The following is a 17,161-nucleotide window of genomic DNA, read 5'->3' on the forward strand; positions in this document are numbered from 1 at the left end:
CACGCGATGTCAGTGGGCCGTGCTTAGCTGGACGCATGATCGATGAGCTTCTCGACGGTTCCGGATCCCTGTCCGCCGCGGTGTCCTCCGCGGTCGAGGAGGCGGTGCGCACGGCGGCCGCCGCCGAGATCGTGCCGCGCTGGCGGCAGCTCGCCGCGCACGAGGTCGTCGAGAAGAGCGGGCCGCACGATCTGGTGACGGTGGCCGACCGGGCCGCCGAGGCCCATCTCACCGCCTCGCTCACCGAGCTGCTGCCCGGCTCGGTGGTGGTCGGCGAGGAGGCCGTGCACGCCGACCCGGCGGTGTACGAGGCGCTGCAGGGCGACGCGCCGGTGTGGATCGTCGACCCCGTCGACGGCACCTGGCACTTCGCACACGGCGATCCCGGGTTCTGCACGCTCGTCGCGCTGGCGGTGCGCGGCGAGGTCCTGGCCTCGTGGACGTACGCCCCGGCGCTGGACGAGATGGCCGTGGCGGTGCGCGGGCGCGGCGCGCGGCTGAACGGCGCGGAGATCCGGTCCGGGGCGCCCGTACCGGGCGCGGTGCTGGAGGTCGCCATGTCCCACCCCGACTACACCACCCCGGAGCAGAAGGCGGCGCTCCTCGGGCTCGACACCGAGGGCGTCCACGCCCGCCCGTGCGGCTCGGCCGGCCTGGAGTACCTGGGCGTGGCCCGGGGCGCCCTGGACGCGGTCGCCTTCTCCTGGGAGTACGCCTGGGACCACGCGGCCGGTCTGCTCCTGGTCGAGGAGGCGGGCGGCGCCCACGCCACCCTGACGGGCGCCCCGTTCCGTGTCACGGGTGCCAACGCACTGCCCTTCACCGCCGCCCGCGACCGGGCCACGGCGGAGCGCATACGCACGCTGCTGACCGCCCGGTAGGCGGTTTCCGGACGCGCGGCGCGGCCATGCCCGCACGCCGGTGACCTCCCGCCGCCAGGGGCCGCCCACCGGCCCAATATCCTGAGATACCTTGGCCATTGGCTGACGAAGGAGTCCCAACGTGCCGTCGATGCTCGATGCCGTCGTCGTGGGGGCGGGGCCCAACGGACTGACCGCCGCCGCCGAACTGGCCCGCCGCGGGTTCTCCGTCGCCCTGTTCGAGGCTCTCGACACGGTCGGCGGCGGAGCCAGGACCGAGGAGCTCACGCTGCCCGGCTTCCGGCACGACCCGTGCTCCGCCGTACACCCGCTGGGCGTCGGATCGCCCGCCTTCAAGGCCATGCCGCTGGACCGGTACGGACTGGAGTGGCTGCACCCCGAGCTGCCCATGGCGCACCCCTTCGACGACGGCACGGCCGCCGTGCTGTCCCGGTCCGTCTCCGAGACCGCCGCCTCCTTCGGGCCCCGGGACGCCGGCACGTACCGCCGCCTCGTCGCGCCGTACCTCGGCACGTGGGACACCCTCGCCCGCGACTTCATGTCCCTGCCGCTGACCGCCCTCCCGCGCGACCCGGTCACCCTCGCCCGGTTCGGCATCGACGGCCTGCCGCCCTCCACCTGGCTGATGCGCCGCTTCCGCGACGACCGGGCCCGCGCCCTGTTCGCCGGGCTCGTCGCCCACGTCATCGCCCCGCTCGGCGGCCTCGCCACCGGCGCGATCGGGCTCGTCTTCGCGCTCGCCGCGCACGCCGGCGGCTGGCCGCTCCCGCGCGGCGGCTCGCAGGCGATCTCCGACGCCCTGGCCGCGTACGTGAAGGACCTCGGCGGCACCGTCCACACCGGGTACGAGGTCAAGCGGCTCGACGACCTGCCGCCCGCCCGCGCGTACGTCTTCGACACCTCACCGACCGCGCTGGCCCGCATCGCCGGTTTCGGCCGGTTCTACGACCGCTACCGCTACGGCGCCTCCGTCTACAAGATCGATTACGCGCTGGACGGCCCCGTCCCCTGGACCGCCGCCGAGCCCCGGCGCGCCGGCACGGTCCAAGTCGGCCCAAGCAGCCGCGAGATCGGCACCGCCCTGAACCAGGCGTCCGGCGGCATGGCCCCCCGCACCCCGTTCCTGATCACCGCCCAGCCCAGCCTCGTCGACCCGTCCCGCGCCCCCGAGGGCAAGCACGTCTTCTGGGCCTACGGCCACGTCCCGCACGCCTGGGAGGGCGACCTCACCGAGGCGATCGAGCGGCAGATCGAGCGGTTCGCCCCCGGCTTCCGCGACCTCGTCCTCGCCCGCGCCACCGCCGGCCCGCCCCAACTCGCCGCGCGCAACGCCAACTACATCGGCGGCGACATCGCCTGCGGCGCCGCCTCCGGCCTCCAACTGCTGCTGCGCCCCCGGCTCTCCCTCTTCCCCTACAACACCCCGCACCCGGCCGTCTTCCTCTGCTCCTCCGCGACGCCGCCCGGCCCGGGCGTCCACGGCATGTCCGGGCACAACGCGGCCAAGGCGGTCTGGCGCCACCTGCGAAAGGCCCGGCGGTGAACATCACCCTCGTACGCGGAGACATCGCCGACCAGCACGTCGACGCCATCGTCAACGCCGCCAACTCCTCCCTCCTCGGCGGCGGAGGCGTCGACGGCGCCATCCACCGGCGCGGCGGCCCCGACATCCTCGCCGAGTGCCGCACGCTGCGCGCCTCGAAGTACGGCCGCGGCCTGCCCACCGGCACAGCCGTCGCCACCACCGCCGGCCGCCTGAGCGCCCGCTGGGTGATCCACACCGTCGGCCCGGTCTTCTCCACAGAGGAGGACCGTTCCGCCCTCCTCGCCTCCTGCTACCGCGAGTCCCTCCGCCTCGCCGACGAACTGGGCGCCCGCACGGTCGCCTTCCCCGCCATCTCCACGGGCGTCTACCGCTGGCCCATGGACGACGCCGCCCGCATCGCCGTGGAGACCGTGCGGTCCACGGAAACGGCGGTCGAGGAGGCCCGGTTCGTCCTCTTCGACGAGCGTGCGTACGAGGCGTTCGCCGAGCAGGTGCGCAAGCCTCACCATGGAAACCGCCCAGGACCGTAACCCGCTACGACGAGCAACTGGCCCGCTGCCCGGCGCACCGCTCAGCGGGGGCGCGACGGGACCAGGCCGGCCTCGTACGCGGCGATGGCCGCCTCCACCCGGTTACGCGCGCCCAATTTCGCGAGCCGGACGGCCCGCCCAGCAGCTCTTCGGCTTGCAGGGCGAGTGCCTGACCCAGGTCGGTGAGCCGGCCTTTGGCGGGTTGCCAGCGCAGCGGGAAGGCGGGCGGCAGCTCAGCGTTCTGGCGGGCCAGCAGCAGCGACCGGTGGAATTCGTCCCACTGTTCGGGCGGCGCGGGCTCGCCGTCGACGAGGGCATCCAGGACAGGCCAGAGCAGGGCGCGCAGGCGGTGCGGCGTGGCCAGTTGGCGCTCGGCTTCGTCGTGCCCGGCCGCCGCCAGGGCCACGAGCAGATCCGAGGACTGTCGCGGGGTGAGCAGTCCGGCGACGGCCGCCCATCTCGCCCAGGCCGTGGCGCCCGTCACCCGCTCGGCGCGGCGGGCGGGGGCCCGTCCGCCATGCCACGGTGTTGGCGATGCCCAGTACCGGGTGTCCACCGACGAATGACACGTCCGCGTCAGGCGTGTGCGCAGAGCGCCTTCGTTCCGGTCTCACAGTCGGGTCAGGGATGGCAGCTGCTTCGTTCCTGCCCACCGGACCGGCCTTGATCGGTGCGGCCACCGCCGCTCTCGTCGCCCTCGTCAGACCCATCCTGGGGCCCCTTCCGTATCACGGGCCCGCCCGGTCCGCCGACTCTCACCGCGCTCGCCGGACTCGCGGTCGTGCTCCTGCTTCGGCGGTACCGGGCACCGATGCCCGTGGCTCTCCTGGGTGCGGTGACGGCCACCGCACTCCTGCGACTCCGGACCGCGTGACGTGCGTCGCCGAGGAGACGGTCCGCCGACGAGCGACGCGCACGGGGAGTGACGGTCCGGTGCGCGGCGTGACGACTCGACCGGTACCGGCTGTCGTGATACGCCGTGACTATGGAGCTGTTGGAGCGGGCCGGCGTCCTGGAGGCGCTGGAGGAGCACATCGGCGAGGCGGTGCGCGGCCGGGGCCGGGTGGTCCTGCTCCGTGGCGAGGCGGGCATCGGCAAGACCGCGGTGGTGCGCGCCCTCGCCGAGCGGGCGCGGGGACGCGACGCGCGGGTGCTCGTCGGCCATTGCGATCCGCTCAGCACTCCCCGCCCGTTGGGCCCGCTGGTCGATGTGGCCGCGGATCTGGGCCCCGAGGTGGAGGAGACGCTCGCCGCCGGTGCCGGGAGCCCGGCCGTCTTCCGATCCCTGCTGCACACCCTGCGTCAGGGCCCGGACGCCACGCTTCTGGTCTGCGAGGACGTCCATTGGGCCGACGGCGCCACCTTCGACCTGCTCCGGTTCGTGTCCCGGCGGATCGAGACGACACGGGCGATGCTGCTGGTGACCTACCGCGACGACGAGGTGGGCCCGCTGCACCCGCTGGCCGTCGTACTCGGCGACCTGACCGGCTGTCCGGCGCTGGCCCGGTACGACCTGGAGCCGTTGAGCCGCTCCGCGGTCGCCCGGATGGCGGCCGGAGGGCCGCACGATCCGGCCGCGCTGCACGCGATCACGGGCGGCAACCCGTTCTTCGTCACCGAGGTGCTGGCCGCCCCGGAACCCGGCATCCCCGCGACGGTGCGCGAGGCCGTGATCGGCCGGCTCGGCCGACTGCGCACGCACGCGCGCGAGGTGGTGGAGGCCGCGGCCGTGGTCGGGCCCAGCGCCCCGATCGACCTGCTCGGCGACATCGTGGCGGACGCGGAGACCGCGGTCGACGAGGTGCTCGCGGTGGGCGTGCTGGAGGCGGCAGGGACCCAGCTGGCGTTCCGGCACGAACTGGTCAGGGGCGCGGTCCTGGACTCCATCCCCGGTATCCGTCGCCGACGGCTCCACGCGCTGGTGCTGGACGCGCTGCGGTCCTCCACCACCGGTCCGGCGGCGAACCCGTCCCGCCTGGCCTACCACGCGGACGAGGCGGGTGACGCGGAGGCGGTCCTGGCGTACGCACCCGCCGCCGCTGCGCACGCGTCGGGGCTGGCGGCCCACCGTGAGGCGGCAGCCCAGTTCGCCCGGGCGCTGCGCCACGCCGGTGCCGCCCCGGAGGCGCGGCGGGCGACGCTGCTGGAGGGGCACGCCTTCGCCTCGTACATGACGGGTCTGGTGCCGGACGCGATCGAGTCGTGGGAGGCGGCGGGGCGCCTTCGGCACGCCATGAACGACGTGCTGCACGAGGGGGACGACCAGCGCTGGTGCTCGTACATGCTGTGGTTGCTCGGCCGGAACCGGGAGGCGCGGGAACGCGGGATCGAGGCGGTCCGGCTGCTGGAGCGCGGCGGGCCGACGCTGGAACTGGGGCGGGCCTACCTCAATGTGGCGGAGCAGGCCGGCTTCGACTGCGACGTGGTGACGACGGCCGCCCACGCGGACCGGGCCATCGAGGTGGGCCGGCACATCGGCGACGCGGGGCTGGTCCTGCGCGCGCGGTTCCACGCGGCGATCGCCACGGTGCTGCGTGAGGACCGCGGGTGGGAGGAGCTCGAGGACGCCTGGCGGCAGGCCGCGGCGCAGCGCCTGGTCGAGCATGCCGGGATGTTCGGCCCGGTCATCTCGGCGGTCGCCATGGTCCACCGCGACTTCGGCCGGGCGCGGGAGTACGACGAGCGGGCGGTCGCCTTCTGCCGCCACTACGACCTCGACATGTTCCTCGACTACCTCCGCGGGGCCCGGGCGATGGGCCTGGTCCACCAGGGGGCATGGGACGAGGCCGCCGAGGAGGCCGCGGCGGTGCTGCCCCTGCGGTCGCTGCCGCCGGTGAGCCGGATCTTTCCCCTGCTCGCGCTCGCCCTCGTTCGTGCCCGGCGCGGAGATCCCGAGGTCCGCCCCCTGCTCGACGAGGCCGCGACCCTCGGCGAGCCGAGCGACCTGGTCCGGATGGGGCCGGTGTGGGAGGCCCGGGCCGAAGCGGCCTGGCTGGCGGGAGACGACGCGGCGGCGATCGCGGAGGCGACGCGCGGACTGCCCCCGGCCGGCCAGGATCACGATCCCTGGGCGGCCGGCGCCTGCGCCCGCTGGATCCGGCTGGCCGGAGGCCGCCCGCCCGCCGGATCGCCCGCCGGATCGCCCGCCGGATCGCCCGCCGGATCGGCCGCGGGACCCTTCGCGCTGGAGCTGGCCGGGGACTGGGCCGCCGCCGCCACGGCATGGCAGCGGCTGGGCTGCCCGTACGACGCGGCGCTGGCTCGGCTCGCGGGTGACCCGGAAGCGGTGGCCGAGGCGGTGGCAGGCTTCGACGCCCTCGGTGCCCGGGCCGCCGCCGTCCGTGGGCGTACCCGGCTGAGGGAGTTGGGGGTCCGGCTGGGAACCCGTGGTCCCCGCGCGGCCACGCGGGCCCATCAGTACGGCTTGACGGCGCGTGAGCAGGAGATCGTCGATCTGCTGAGGGAGGGGCTGTCCGGGCCGGACATCGCCGCCCGGCTGTTCATCACTCCCAAGACCGCCGGCCACCACGTCACCGCGATCCTGCGCAAACTCGGAGTCCACAGCCGGGCCGAGGCGCTGCGCAAGCTCGACTCCCAGCCGGCTCCCGATGAGTGACCGGGCCGTGGCGGCGCGTATCTGGGGTCGGGCCGGTGAAAGCTGGGGTGCGCTGCCCGATGTCCCCGCCCCGGCTCGGCTTTAGCGTGATTCCACACGCGAATTCCACGTGATCGACGATGGATGTCCGATGCCCCGCTACCTGGTCGAACACTACTTCCGCAAGGGAATCGCCGACTTCCTGGCCGGAAGGCCGGTGAAGGCCATCGTCGAGGCCAACAGTGGTACCGAAGTGGTCTGGTTGCACAGTTACGTGACCGAGGACGACCACCGGGTCTACTGCCTGTGCGAGGCGGCCAGTCCCGAAGCGGTCCGCAAGGCGGCCCGCCGGGCGGGACTGCCCGTGGAGGTGATCCATCTGATCACCGTCCTGGACCCGCACGCGTATCCCACCGCATCGTGATCGTGGACAGGGCAGGGAGCCACTCATGAGCACCAACCCCACCCACGCCGGGCGTACGGCCCTGGGCGCCGCCGTGCTCGTCACGACGGCGAGGCTGGGCACCGCCGCTCCCGTCCAGGCCCAGACGCAGCAGGGCCAGCTGTACGTGTGGGTCAGCGACGGATGGGGCGGTGGAACCGTCACCAGCACCCCGGCCGGGATCAACTGCCACCAGGCGGCGGCCGATCCGTACGGGTCCACACCACAACAGGACCCGACCGGCTCCTGTACCGCGAGCTTCCCGGTCGGAACATCGGTCACCCTGACCGTCACACCCGATCCCGGGTCCTACATCAACTACGGTCCCGACCCGAACCCCGTGAGGGTGACGTCCGGCTACAACGCCACGTATGTCATGTTCTGCCCGGAGGTCAGCCTCTGCATGAGCTACCAGTGAGCCGACTGCCCGGTGACATACAGCGCGCTGGGCGTGCTGGCGATGAGCGAGGGCACCGGTGGGGCGGGCGGGGCGGCGAGGCGGAGGTCCGGGAACCGCTCGAACAACGCCCCCAGGGCGATGCGCAGTTGGAGGCGGGCGAGCGGGGCGCCGACGCAGAAGTGCGGCCCGTGCCCGAACCCGAGGTGCCGGGCGCGCTCACCGTCGCGGCGGGGCTCGAAGCGGCCGGAGCCCCGCCGCGGGTCCCGGTTGGCGGCCGCGAAGCACAGCAGCAGGGCGTCACCCTCGCGCAGCGACCGGCCGCCCAGCTCCACGTCCTCCGTGGGGAACGCGAAGGGCAGCGCGTAGACGCTCGAGTCGTGGCGGAGGCCCTCCTCCACGACCGTGTCCCAGCCCACCTCCCCGCTCAGGGCGCGGCGCAGCTCCTCGGGGTGCGCGAGCAGGGCGTGGGCCGTGTTGACCAGAGCCCCGGCCGTGGTCTCGAACCCGGCGCCCAGGAACAGCCACAGCGTGTCGAGCAGTTCCGCTTCCGACAGTCGGCCCGCGGCGTCCCCGCGCAGCAGGTCGGTCACCAGGTCGTCGCCGGGCGCCGCGGACCGGCTCTTCACCAGATCCGCCAGGTACGCGTTGATCTCGCGGGTGAGCCGGGCGGACTCCTCCGGGGTGAGCGCCGACCGCGAGAACGCCCGGCCCACGAGCGCGACGACGGCCGGCTGGTCCTGGGACGGGATCCCGAACAGGGCGCAGAGCGTACGCAGCGGAAGCGGCAGCGCGTAGGCCGAGCGGAGGTCGACCGGACCGTCCGCCACCGCTGTCGCCAGCTCGTCCAGCAGGGCGTCGACGGTCCGTGTGATCGCGGGCGTGAGCCCCTCGACGCGGCGAGGCGTGAACGCCGCCGACACCGCCTGCCGCAGCCGCCGGTGATCGGCGCCGTCGGCGGTCAGCATCCACTGCCGTGTGAGGTGCGCCAGCATCGGCCAGTCCGGCGGGATCTCCCCCTCCCGCAGGGCCCGCCAGCGAGCGGGCGAGCGGGCGAACCGCGGATCGGTCAGTACGGTCTCCAGTTCGGCGTGGCCCACGACCGCCCAGCAGTGCACCCCGCCCGGCCACTCGGCCGGAGCCACCGGCCCCCACCGGCGCAGCGTCTCCGACTGCGCCCGGTGGTCCCGGGTGTGAGGGTCGAGAAGGATCCGCTCGGTCATCGTCCGTCCCCCTGCGTGGTCGTCGTTCGCGACGTGGCGTGACGGGATGATCTCACGTCGTGACGGTGGTCCGGGCGGGAATCGGCGGATCGCTGGCAGCGCCAGGCTGATGTCGCATTCTCGCCAGCATCCACCGCGCGCCGTCTTCCATGCTTGAGCCATGCACACCGATACCGAGCGCTGCGTGAGGGCCGTCCAGTCCAAGGACGCCCGCTTCGACGGCTGGTTCTTCACCGCCGTCCTGACCACCCGCATCTACTGCCGGCCCAGCTGCCCGGTCGTGCCGCCGAAGCCCGGGAACATGGTGTTCTACCCGAGCGCCGCCGCCTGCCAGCAGGCCGGATACCGCGCCTGCAAACGGTGCCGGCCCGACACCAGCCCCGGCTCGCCCGAGTGGAACGCCCGCGCCGACGCCGTCGCCCGCGCCATGCGCCTCATCCGCGACGGCGTCGTCGACCGCGAGGGCGTACCGGGCCTGGCCGCCCGCCTCGGCTACTCGACCCGGCAGATCGAGCGCCAGCTGCTCGCCGAGCTCGGTGCCGGACCGCTCGCCCTGGCCCGCGCCCAGCGCGCCCAGACCGCCCGCGTCCTCATCGAGACGACCGGACTGCCCATGGCGGACGTCGCGTTCGCCGCCGGGTTCTCCTCCGTACGCACCTTCAACGACACCGTCCGCGAGGTCTTCGCCCTCGCCCCGAGCGAGCTGCGCACCCGCGTCACCACCAGCCGGACCGACAGCACCCGCGCCACCAGCGCCCGGGCCGCCGGCACCCGGGCTGCCAACACCCCTGCCGCCCGGGCTGTTGCGGGGACGCCCCGGACCCCGGGTGTCATCACGCTCCGGCTGCCGTACCGCGCGCCCCTCAACCCCGACAACCTCTTCGGCCACCTGGCCGCCACCGCCGTCCCCGGCGTCGAGGAGTGGCGCGACGGCGCCTACCGGCGCACCCTCGCCCTCCCGCACGGCCACGGCATCGTCGCCCTCGCCCCGCACCCCGACCACATCGCCTGCCGCCTCTCCCTCACCGACCTGCGCGACCTCACCCTCGCCATCAGCCGCTGCCGCTGGATGCTCGACCTGGACGCCGACCCGGTCGCGGTCGACGACCAGCTCCGTACGGATCCCCTCCTCGCGCCGCTGGTCGACAAGGCGCCAGGCCGGCGTGTCCCGCGCACCGTCGACGCCGCCGAGTTCGCGGTACGCGCGGTCCTCGGCCAGCAGGTCTCCACCGCCGCCGCCCGCACCCACGCGGCCCGCCTGGTCGCCGCGCACGGCACACCCGTCGACGACCCCGAGGGCGGGCTCACCCACCTGTTCCCGGCGCCCGAGGCGCTCGCCGCGCTCGACCCCGAGGCGCTCGCCCTGCCGGGCAGCCGCCGCACCACGCTCACCACCCTCGTCGGCGCCCTCGCCGACGGCTCGCTCCGGCTCGGCCCGGACAGCGACTGGGACGAGGCCCGCGTACACCTGGCCCGGCTGCCCGGGTTCGGCCCCTGGACGGTGGAGGTGATCGCCATGCGCGCCCTGGGCGACCCCGACGCGTTCCTCCCCACCGACCTGGGCGTCCGGCGCGCCGCCGCCGGCCTCGGCCTGCCCTCCACGCCCGCCGCGCTCACGGCCCGTGCCGCCGCGTGGCGGCCCTGGCGCGCGTACGCCGTCCAGTACCTGTGGGCGACCGACAGCCACCCCATCAACCACCTACCCGCGTAAGGAAGCCGACCGATGCGTCGTCAGCACACCGTCACCGACAGCCCGTACGGCCCGCTCACCCTCGTCGCCACCGATGGCGTCCTCAGCGGCCTCTACATGACCGACCAGCGCCACCGCCCGCCGGAGGAGTCCTTCGGCGACCCGGACCCGCGCCCCTTCGGCGAGGTGATCCGCCGGCTCGACGCCTACTACGCGCGCGAACTCACCGAGTTCGACCTGCCCCTCAACCTCGCCGGTACGCCGTTCCAGCGCAGCGTCTGGGAGCAGTTGCGCAAGATCCCGTACGGTGAGACCCGTTCGTACGGCGAACTGGCCGAGGCCCTCGGCAGCCCTGGCGCCTCCCGCGCCGTCGGCCTCGCCAACGGCAAGAACCCGGTGGGGATCATCGTCCCGTGCCACCGCGTCATCGGCGCGAGCGGCGGCCTCACCGGCTACGGCGGTGGCCTCGAACGCAAGCAGCGCCTGCTCGCCTTCGAGAGCGGGGCCCTGTTCTAGGCGGTCTTGTGCTTCTGGTGGGGGAAGCATCATGGTGATCCCCTGAACGGGGAAGGGCGCGCGAGGGGGGCCATGCCGCGGAGTGGGCGCCGTGACGCTCTGCCCGTGGCGATCGTCCGCGCGTGTATGCGCGCCGGCAGGGGCGGCTGCCCCACCGCGGTGATGGACGAGGTGCCGTTGAGTGACGACGAGTGCCGCCGGGTGCCGGCTCTGGCGGGAACCTCGCACGATCACCGCCACCGTCCAGCACGGCCCGCCAGGCCCGCTGATCCGCCTGGGCGGCACCGCCGAGGTCACGCGCGGCGTCCGCCTGCCCTGGCCGGTAGGCACCGGGAGCGCCGCGGAACCGGCCGGCCGACGTCTGGCGAAGGGCCGGCGGCCGGCGTACGCACGGCATCATGCGAGCCGCTTCAGCAGCGCCGGCAGAGCCGTGCCGATGGGCTCCCGCACGACCTCGTCGGCCAGTTCGTCGTACGGCGTGGGCTCGGCGTTCACGATGATCAGCCGCGCCCCGTGCTCCGCCGCGATCCCGGCGAGCGAGGCGGCGGGCTGTACCTGGAGCGTCGAGCCGACCGCGAGGAACACCTCGGCGGCCTTGGCGATCCCCATCGCCTCACCCAGCACCACCGGGTCCAGCCGCTCCCCGAACATCACCGTCGCCGACTTCAGGATCCCGCCGCACGCCTCGCACGCCGGGTCGGCCTCGCCGGCCTCGACGCGGGCCAGCGCCTCCTCCATCGACGAGCGCGCATGACACCCGGTGCACACCACGGCCCGCGCGGTGCCGTGCAGTTCGAGGACCTTGCGCGCCGGCATCCCGGCGAGCTGGTGCAGCCGTCCACGTTCTGGGTGAGCACGCGCACCGCGAAGCCCGGCGTCCGCTCCAGCTCGGCGATCGCCCGGTGCGCGGCGTTCGGCTCGGCCCGCAGCGCCGCGCTGTCGCGCCGCATCCGCCACGACCGGCGCCGGATCTCCGGGTCGGCCATGTAGTAGTCGTACGTGACCAGCTTCTCGGCCTCCGGATCGCGCCGCCACAGGCCGTTCGGCCCACGGTAGTCACTGATGCCGGAGTCCGTGGAGATACCGGCACCGCTGAGGATCGCGACGAGAGTCATGCGGCCGAGGTTACGCAGCGTCGCCCCGCGCCCGCGAACCAATTCACGGCGCCGGACGGCTCACCGGGCGGCCGTTCTCCAGTTCCAGTGCGCCACGCCCGGCCACCAGCGCGTCCAGCGCGGACGTCACGCGGAAGCCCAGCGAGCCGAGCAGATGCGTGGGCAGGTCCTCGCGCTCCACCAGCTTCCACGAGATCAGCTCCGAGTCCTGGAGCCGGATCGCCCGGAACTGCTCGCCGCTCAGCACGCCCCCGTCGTACACGTACGCCACGATCGGCGGACGCCCCGTCCCGTGCACCCAGTCGACCGCGAGCAGCGGGCCGAGCTCCACGTCCAGGCCGATCTCCTCCAGCGTCTCCCGCCGGGCGGCCTGCCTCGGGGTCTCCCCGGTGTCCGACTCGATGGTGCCGCCGGGCAGCACCCAGCCTTCCCGGTAGTTGGGCTCGACCAGCAGCACACGGCCCTCGCCGTCGCGGAAGAGCGCTGCGGCGCCGGCCAGGACGCGGGGGAGCCCGGCGATGTACGCGGCGTAATCGTTCGCGGTCACGGCGTCAGCTTAGTGCGAGCGTCCGCTCGGCGAGGTCACCTATCCGTACGCCGTCGAAGCCGAACACCGCGCTGCGCACCCGGTCCTGGAGCGGGTCCGTCCAGTGGCGCGGGATGCCGGACGCCCCGCACAGCACGCCCGCGACCGACCCGGCGGTGGCGCCGTTGGAGTCGGTGTCGAGGCCGCCGCGCACCGTCAGCGCGATGGTGCGGGTGAAGTCGCCGTCCCCGTACAACAGCCCTGCCGTGATGACGGCGGCGTTCGGGACGGCGTGGATCCAGTGCAGCCCGGCCGTCTCGCGCTCCGCCTCCGTCAGGGCGTCGGACCAGGTCACGCCCGCGTCGTGCAGCGCCACCATGTGCCGGACCACGCGGGCGAGGCGGCAGCTCGCGGGGATGCGCTCCAGGGCCGTTTCGACGGCGGCGCGCGGGCCGGGCGCCGTGAAGGCCGCGGCGACGAGGGCGGCCGCCCACATCGCGGCGTACACGCCGTTGCCCGTGTGGGACAGTACCGCGTCGCGGCGGGCCAGGGAGGCGGCGCGGACAGGGTCGCCGGGGGAGGTCCAGCCGAACACGTCGGCGCGGATGAGGGCGCCGATCCACTCCTGGTAGGGGTTGTCGTAGGTGGCGGTGAGCGGGGGCTTCAGGCCGTTCGCGAGGTTGCGGTAGGCGGCCCGCTCGGCGGTGAACGTCTGGAGGTAGGGCAGGCGCAGCAGCCACAGCTCGCCGACCTGCTCGGTGGTGAAGGCGAACCCGTGCGTCTCCAGCAGGTGCAGGGCCATGATCGCGTAGTCCACGTCGTCGTCCCGGCAACTGCCGTGGATCCGGCCGCGTACGCACTCCCGCCACTCGGGCCGCAGCGCGAAACCGGCGGCATCCGCGTCCGGCGGCGGCTCGGGGAGGTAGTCGGTCAGGGGGAGGGCGTCGGTCGCCCGCAGGTAGCGGTCGATCCGGTCGCGTGTCCAGTAGTCGCCGCGCTCGACCGGTTTGCCGAGCATGTTCCCGGCGATACGCCCCGACCAGCCGCCCAGGACCCGGTCGTGCGGGTCCGGGCCCACGGATGCGGCCGGTGTCTCCCGCAAGGTCATGGAGAGGGCAGGGAGGGGGACGGTACGACGGCCCCGCCGCCCGCCCGTACGGCCTCCACCACGGCCTCGTGCAGATCCCTGCTGTCCTTCTCCGAACGGCACGGCACAGGGCTGCCCGTCATGGTGAACCAGTCGGTCGCCCCGCTGTACTGGACGGCGATCTGTGCCTCGCCGCCCGCCCAGGTGGTGTGCACGGTGACATTGCCCGTGACGATTCCGAGCTCGTCGGTCCGAACCCCGCCACGACCCGTGTACACATCGGTCGTCGTCCACGATGCCCACGTCATGATGGCAGCGTCACACGAATGGCCCACACCCGCGACTCGGGCGACGAGGCGGTCGAATAATCCATGGCGCCCGGAGAGTTGCCTCCCTAGAGTCATCGACGTCCAGGTGCGAAGGCAGGACCTACTTCCACTGTTAATGGGGCGGTCGCGGGTTCGAGTCCCGTCATCGACTTCGGGTCGGTGTAGCTCAGTCGGCAGAGCACCTTTGTCGGTTCCGCCGGCCTTGAACTCTGGACATCTGTACGTCACGCACCTCCCGGTGCGCGGGCCGCGGCTACTTCACTCCAACGAAATCACGCCGCGGCCACCTTGATCTCGGGAGGCGCGGCGGAGTGGGGGACATCGGCCCCGGGCGCCCCTTCCGCCGCGCGTTCCCACCGAAGAACCGAATTCGGGGGGATTCACATGGCACGTTTCAACGTCCGCCGGTCCGTCGCCGTGGCCACCGGCCGCCCGGTCTCGCCCGTACGGTCGACCGGGCGCACCACCACCCACCAGGGCGGCGCCGGTGTGCTGCGCGACCCGCGCTCCGAGCTGTTCCTGCTCGCCGTCGCCAATTTCGTCACGCAGACGACCTTCTACGAGTCCGGCGGCGACCGCGACGACCGGTTCGCCGCGCTCGTCCGCACGCTCGCCGTCGAGGATCCGGAGTGGACCGCGGGCCTGCTGCGCTGGCTGCGCACCGAGGCCCACATGCGGACCGCCTCGCTCGTCGGCGCCGCCGAGTACGTCAGGGCCCGCCTCGACGCGGGAGCCACCGACGGTCCCGCCAACCGGCAGGTCATCGCCTCCGTCCTCCAGCGCGCGGACGAGCCCGGCGAGCTGCTCGGCTACTGGACCTCCCAGTACGGGCGCAATGTGCCCAAACCCGTCAAGCGGGGCATCGCGGACGCCGTCCGGCGCCTCTACACCGCCCGGTCGCTGCTGAAGTACGACACGGCCGGCAAGGGCTACCGCTTCGGCGACATCCTCAACCTGGTGCACGCCGCGCCCGACCCGGCCAGGCAGCCCTGGCAGGGCGAGCTGTTCCAGTACGCCCTGGACCGCCGCCACCACCCCGAGACCGCGCTCCCGCCCGCCTCCAACCGGATGCTCACCGCCCACCGGGCGCTGATGGAGCTGCCGGTCACCGAGCGGCGCGCCGTGGTCACCGGCCCGGACGGGGCCGCGCGGCTGGCCGAGGCGGGCATGACCTGGGAAGCCCTGGCCGGCTGGCTCCAGGGCCCGCTGGACGCCGCCGCCTGGGAGGCCGTCATCCCGTCCATGGGCGTGATGGCCCTCCTGCGCAACCTGCGGAACTTCGACGAGGCCGGGGTGAGCGACGAGGCCGCCGCCCGGGCCGCCGCCACCATCTCGGACCCGGAGACGGTCGCCGCCTCGCGGCAGTTCCCGTTCCGCTGCCTGGCCGCGTACCAGCACGCGCCCTCGCTGCGCTGGTCGTACCCGCTGGAGCAGGCGCTGGGCCACTCGCTGGCGAACGTGCCCGCGCTGCCCGGCCGCACCCTGGTCCTGGTCGACCGCTCCGGCTCCATGTGGGCGCCCCTGTCGCAGCGCTCCCAGCTGAACCGCGCCGACGCGGCGGCCGTCTTCGGCACGGCGGTGGCGATGCGCGCCGCCGACGCCGACCTGGTGGAGTTCGGTACGACCAGTGCGCCCGTGCCGTACCGCGCGGGCGAGTCCGTGCTGAAGGTCCTGGGCCGCTTCCACAGCCTGGGCGGCACCGACACGACCGAGGCGGTACGCGCCCACTACCGCGGCCACGACCGGGTGCTGATCGTCACTGACGAGCAGGCGGCCTACAGCCACTACGGTGACCCGACGGCGCAGGTCCCGGCGCACGTGCCGGTCTACACCTGGAACCTGGCGGGCTACCGCCCGGGCCACGCCCCTTCCGGCACGGGCAACCGCCACACCTTCGGCGGCCTGACGGACGCGGCGTTCCGGATGGTGCCGCTGCTGGAGGCCGGGCGGGCGGCCCACTGGCCCTGGTCCGCGGCCTGACCAGGGGGTCCGTACGCCGGACAGGAGTGGCACAGTGTCTCACCCTCCGGATAGGGTCGGCGTCGGCGCGACTGCCTGTTCGATAGCAAGGGATGCAAGGGTGACGGACGGAGCAGTAACTGAGGCCGCGCGCGTGCTCGTCGCGGCTGACAAGTTCAAAGGTTCGCTCACGGCCGTACAGGTCGCGGAGCGGGTGACGGCCGGGCTCCGGCATGTCGTCCCCGGGCTCGAGGTGGAGACCCTGCCCGTGGCCGACGGCGGCGACGGCACGGTCGCCGCCGCGGTGGCGGCCGGGTTCGAACGGCGTGAGGTACGGGTGACCGGTCCGCTCGGCGCGCCGGTGACCGCCGCGTACGCGCTGCGCGACGGGACGGCCGTGGTGGAGATGGCGGAGGCGTCGGGCCTCCAGCTGCTCCCCGAGGGCGTCTTCGCGCCGCTGACGTCCACCACGTACGGCTCCGGCGAGCTGCTGCGCGCCGCGCTGGACGCGGGCGCGCGCACCATCGTCTTCGGCGTGGGCGGCAGCGCGACCACGGATGGCGGCGCCGGGATGCTGGCGGCGCTGGGCGCCCGGTTCCTGGACAAGGACGGCGAGCCCGTCGGGCCGGGCGGCGGGGGCCTCCGGGACCTCGCGACCGCCGACCTGTCGGGCCTCGACGCCCGCTTCCAGGACGTCGACCTGGTCCTCGCCAGCGACGTCGACAACCCGCTGACCGGCCCGAAGGGCGCGCCCGCGGTGTACGGGCCGCAGAAGGGCGCCTCACCGGAGGACGTCGCGGAGCTGGACGCCGCCCTGGCCCACTTCGCCTCCGTCCTCGCCGAGTCCATCGGCCCCAAGGCCACCGAGCTGGCCGCCTCGCCGGGCGCCGGTGCGGCGGGCGGCATCGGGTACGGGGCGCTGGTCGCCCTCGGCGCGAGCTTCCGCCCCGGCATCGAGGTCATGCTGGACGTGCTGGGCTTCGCCCCGGCCCTGTCCCGCGCCACGCTGGTCATCACCGGCGAGGGCTCCCTCGACGAGCAGACCCTGCACGGCAAGGCCCCCGCCGGTGTCGCGGCGGCGGCCCGCGCGGCGGGCATCGAGGTCGTCGCGGTCTGCGGCCGCCTGGCCCTGCCGCCCGAGGCGCTGGGGAAGGCGGGCATCCGCCGCGCCTACGCCCTGACGGAACTGGAGCCGGACACGGCGAAGTGCATCGCCGAGGCGGGCCCGCTGCTGGAGCGCCAGGCGGCGAACCTCGCCCGCGACTTCCTGTCGTAACGACCGGGACGACGTCCTTGGCCGCGCCGCTCCGCCCACCGTGGGCCGG

General features: G+C 74.1%; 15 protein-coding genes, 1 tRNA gene and 1 pseudogene. 11 read left to right on the forward strand and 6 right to left on the reverse strand.

Going from position 1 to position 17,161, the window contains the following annotated elements; genetic code table 11:
* The first annotated feature begins 35 nt into the window (after positions 1–35).
* The 3 genes from BKD26_RS20790 (at position 36) to BKD26_RS20800 (ending at position 2,957) form a co-directional block, all read left to right on the forward strand.
* A complete protein-coding gene (locus tag BKD26_RS20790) occupies positions 36–881 on the forward strand; it encodes an inositol monophosphatase family protein (RefSeq protein ID WP_084900249.1) in 846 nt (281 codons plus the stop codon).
* Positions 882–1,002: 121 nt separating this feature from the next.
* Positions 1,003–2,424 (forward strand): NAD(P)/FAD-dependent oxidoreductase, encoded by a 1,422-nt coding sequence (locus BKD26_RS20795; RefSeq protein WP_084900252.1) that lies wholly within the window; start codon positions 1,003–1,005, stop codon positions 2,422–2,424.
* Positions 2,421–2,957 carry an O-acetyl-ADP-ribose deacetylase gene (locus BKD26_RS20800; RefSeq protein WP_084900255.1) on the forward strand — a complete coding sequence of 179 codons (537 nt, stop codon included), beginning with the start codon at positions 2,421–2,423 and terminating at the stop codon, positions 2,955–2,957. Before BKD26_RS20795 ends, BKD26_RS20800 begins: the two co-directional genes overlap by 4 nt.
* A 4-nt stretch (positions 2,958–2,961) precedes the next feature.
* Here BKD26_RS20800 and BKD26_RS40400 read toward each other — a convergent pair whose 3' ends face one another.
* Positions 2,962–3,513 carry a hypothetical protein gene (locus BKD26_RS40400; RefSeq protein WP_179166627.1) on the reverse strand — a complete coding sequence of 184 codons (552 nt, stop codon included), beginning with the start codon at positions 3,511–3,513 and terminating at the stop codon, positions 2,962–2,964.
* A gap of 429 nt (positions 3,514–3,942) precedes the next feature.
* Here BKD26_RS40400 and BKD26_RS20810 point away from each other — a divergent pair, with 429 nt between their 5' ends.
* The 3 genes from BKD26_RS20810 to BKD26_RS20820 all read left to right on the forward strand — a co-directional run bounded on the left by BKD26_RS20810 (position 3,943) and on the right by BKD26_RS20820 (position 7,412).
* Positions 3,943–6,573: a LuxR family transcriptional regulator gene (locus tag BKD26_RS20810; protein ID WP_084900261.1), complete on the forward strand. Its 2,631-nt coding sequence runs from the start codon at positions 3,943–3,945 to the stop codon at positions 6,571–6,573.
* 130 nt (positions 6,574–6,703) lie between these two features.
* Complete coding sequence (locus BKD26_RS20815; RefSeq protein WP_084900264.1) at positions 6,704–6,976, forward strand: DUF4242 domain-containing protein; 273 nt, start codon at positions 6,704–6,706, stop codon at positions 6,974–6,976.
* Between the two features lie 25 nt (positions 6,977–7,001).
* Positions 7,002–7,412, forward strand: coding sequence for a hypothetical protein (locus tag BKD26_RS20820; protein WP_084900267.1), 411 nt, complete (start codon positions 7,002–7,004; stop codon positions 7,410–7,412).
* Here BKD26_RS20820 and BKD26_RS20825 read toward each other — a convergent pair.
* Positions 7,403–8,614, reverse strand: a complete 1,212-nt coding sequence (locus BKD26_RS20825) for a cytochrome P450 (protein WP_084900270.1) — start codon at positions 8,612–8,614, stop codon at positions 7,403–7,405. The two genes, BKD26_RS20820 and BKD26_RS20825, sit on opposite strands and share 10 nt — an antisense overlap.
* Before the next feature lie 160 nt (positions 8,615–8,774).
* Here BKD26_RS20825 and BKD26_RS20830 point away from each other — a divergent pair, with 160 nt between their 5' ends.
* Both BKD26_RS20830 and BKD26_RS20835 read left to right on the forward strand, forming a co-directional pair.
* Entirely contained in the window at positions 8,775–10,325 is a 1,551-nt protein-coding gene (locus tag BKD26_RS20830; RefSeq protein WP_084900272.1) for an AlkA N-terminal domain-containing protein, read from the forward strand.
* 12 nt (positions 10,326–10,337) lie between these two features.
* Positions 10,338–10,820, forward strand: coding sequence for a methylated-DNA--[protein]-cysteine S-methyltransferase (locus BKD26_RS20835; RefSeq protein ID WP_084900275.1), 483 nt, complete (start codon positions 10,338–10,340; stop codon positions 10,818–10,820).
* 396 nt (positions 10,821–11,216) lie between these two features.
* Here the strand turns inward: BKD26_RS20835 and BKD26_RS20840 are convergent.
* The 4 genes and pseudogenes from BKD26_RS20840 to BKD26_RS20855 all read right to left on the reverse strand — a co-directional run bounded on the left by BKD26_RS20840 (position 11,217) and on the right by BKD26_RS20855 (position 13,856).
* Positions 11,217–11,935 (reverse strand): annotated as a pseudogene (locus tag BKD26_RS20840) (Sir2 family NAD-dependent protein deacetylase).
* Positions 11,936–11,978: 43 nt separating this feature from the next.
* Entirely contained in the window at positions 11,979–12,482 is a 504-nt protein-coding gene (locus BKD26_RS20845) for an NUDIX hydrolase (RefSeq protein WP_084900277.1), read from the reverse strand.
* A gap of 4 nt (positions 12,483–12,486) precedes the next feature.
* On the reverse strand, positions 12,487–13,569 hold the full coding sequence (locus tag BKD26_RS20850) for an ADP-ribosylglycohydrolase family protein (protein ID WP_084900280.1): 1,083 nt from the start codon (positions 13,567–13,569) through the stop codon (positions 12,487–12,489).
* On the reverse strand, positions 13,566–13,856 hold the full coding sequence (locus BKD26_RS20855; protein ID WP_084900283.1) for a hypothetical protein: 291 nt from the start codon (positions 13,854–13,856) through the stop codon (positions 13,566–13,568). The genes BKD26_RS20850 and BKD26_RS20855 overlap by 4 nt, the downstream gene beginning before the upstream one ends.
* 99 nt (positions 13,857–13,955) lie before the next feature.
* Here BKD26_RS20855 and BKD26_RS40405 point away from each other — a divergent pair.
* The 3 genes from BKD26_RS40405 (at position 13,956) to BKD26_RS20865 (ending at position 17,112) form a co-directional block, all read left to right on the forward strand.
* Positions 13,956–14,025 (forward strand) — tRNA-Asn (locus BKD26_RS40405).
* Positions 14,026–14,261: 236 nt separating this feature from the next.
* Positions 14,262–15,857: a TROVE domain-containing protein gene (locus BKD26_RS20860; protein WP_084900287.1), complete on the forward strand. Its 1,596-nt coding sequence runs from the start codon at positions 14,262–14,264 to the stop codon at positions 15,855–15,857.
* A gap of 100 nt (positions 15,858–15,957) precedes the next feature.
* Complete coding sequence (locus BKD26_RS20865; RefSeq protein ID WP_084900290.1) at positions 15,958–17,112, forward strand: glycerate kinase; 1,155 nt, start codon at positions 15,958–15,960, stop codon at positions 17,110–17,112.
* The last annotated feature ends 49 nt before the right edge of the window (positions 17,113–17,161 follow it).

This window comes from Streptomyces sp. CB03238, assembly GCF_002099185.1.
Taxonomy (GTDB): domain Bacteria; phylum Actinomycetota; class Actinomycetes; order Streptomycetales; family Streptomycetaceae; genus Streptomyces.

Excerpts from the sequence above, each read along its gene's own strand:
- BKD26_RS20790 (WP_084900249.1), top strand. The coding sequence starts at position 36 with ATGATCGATGAGCTTCTCGACGGTTCCGGATCCCTGTCCGCCGCGGTG.
- BKD26_RS20810 (WP_084900261.1), top strand. The coding sequence starts at position 3,943 with ATGGAGCTGTTGGAGCGGGCCGGCGTCCTGGAGGCGCTGGAGGAGCAC.
- BKD26_RS20815 (WP_084900264.1), top strand. The coding sequence starts at position 6,704 with ATGCCCCGCTACCTGGTCGAACACTACTTCCGCAAGGGAATCGCCGAC.
- BKD26_RS20820 (WP_084900267.1), top strand. The coding sequence starts at position 7,002 with ATGAGCACCAACCCCACCCACGCCGGGCGTACGGCCCTGGGCGCCGCC.
- BKD26_RS20825 (WP_084900270.1), bottom strand. The coding sequence starts at position 8,614 with ATGACCGAGCGGATCCTTCTCGACCCTCACACCCGGGACCACCGGGCG.
- BKD26_RS20830 (WP_084900272.1), top strand. The coding sequence starts at position 8,775 with ATGCACACCGATACCGAGCGCTGCGTGAGGGCCGTCCAGTCCAAGGAC.
- BKD26_RS20835 (WP_084900275.1), top strand. The coding sequence starts at position 10,338 with ATGCGTCGTCAGCACACCGTCACCGACAGCCCGTACGGCCCGCTCACC.
- BKD26_RS20850 (WP_084900280.1), bottom strand. The coding sequence starts at position 13,569 with ATGACCTTGCGGGAGACACCGGCCGCATCCGTGGGCCCGGACCCGCAC.
- BKD26_RS20855 (WP_084900283.1), bottom strand. The coding sequence starts at position 13,856 with ATGACGTGGGCATCGTGGACGACGACCGATGTGTACACGGGTCGTGGC.
- BKD26_RS20860 (WP_084900287.1), top strand. The coding sequence starts at position 14,262 with ATGGCACGTTTCAACGTCCGCCGGTCCGTCGCCGTGGCCACCGGCCGC.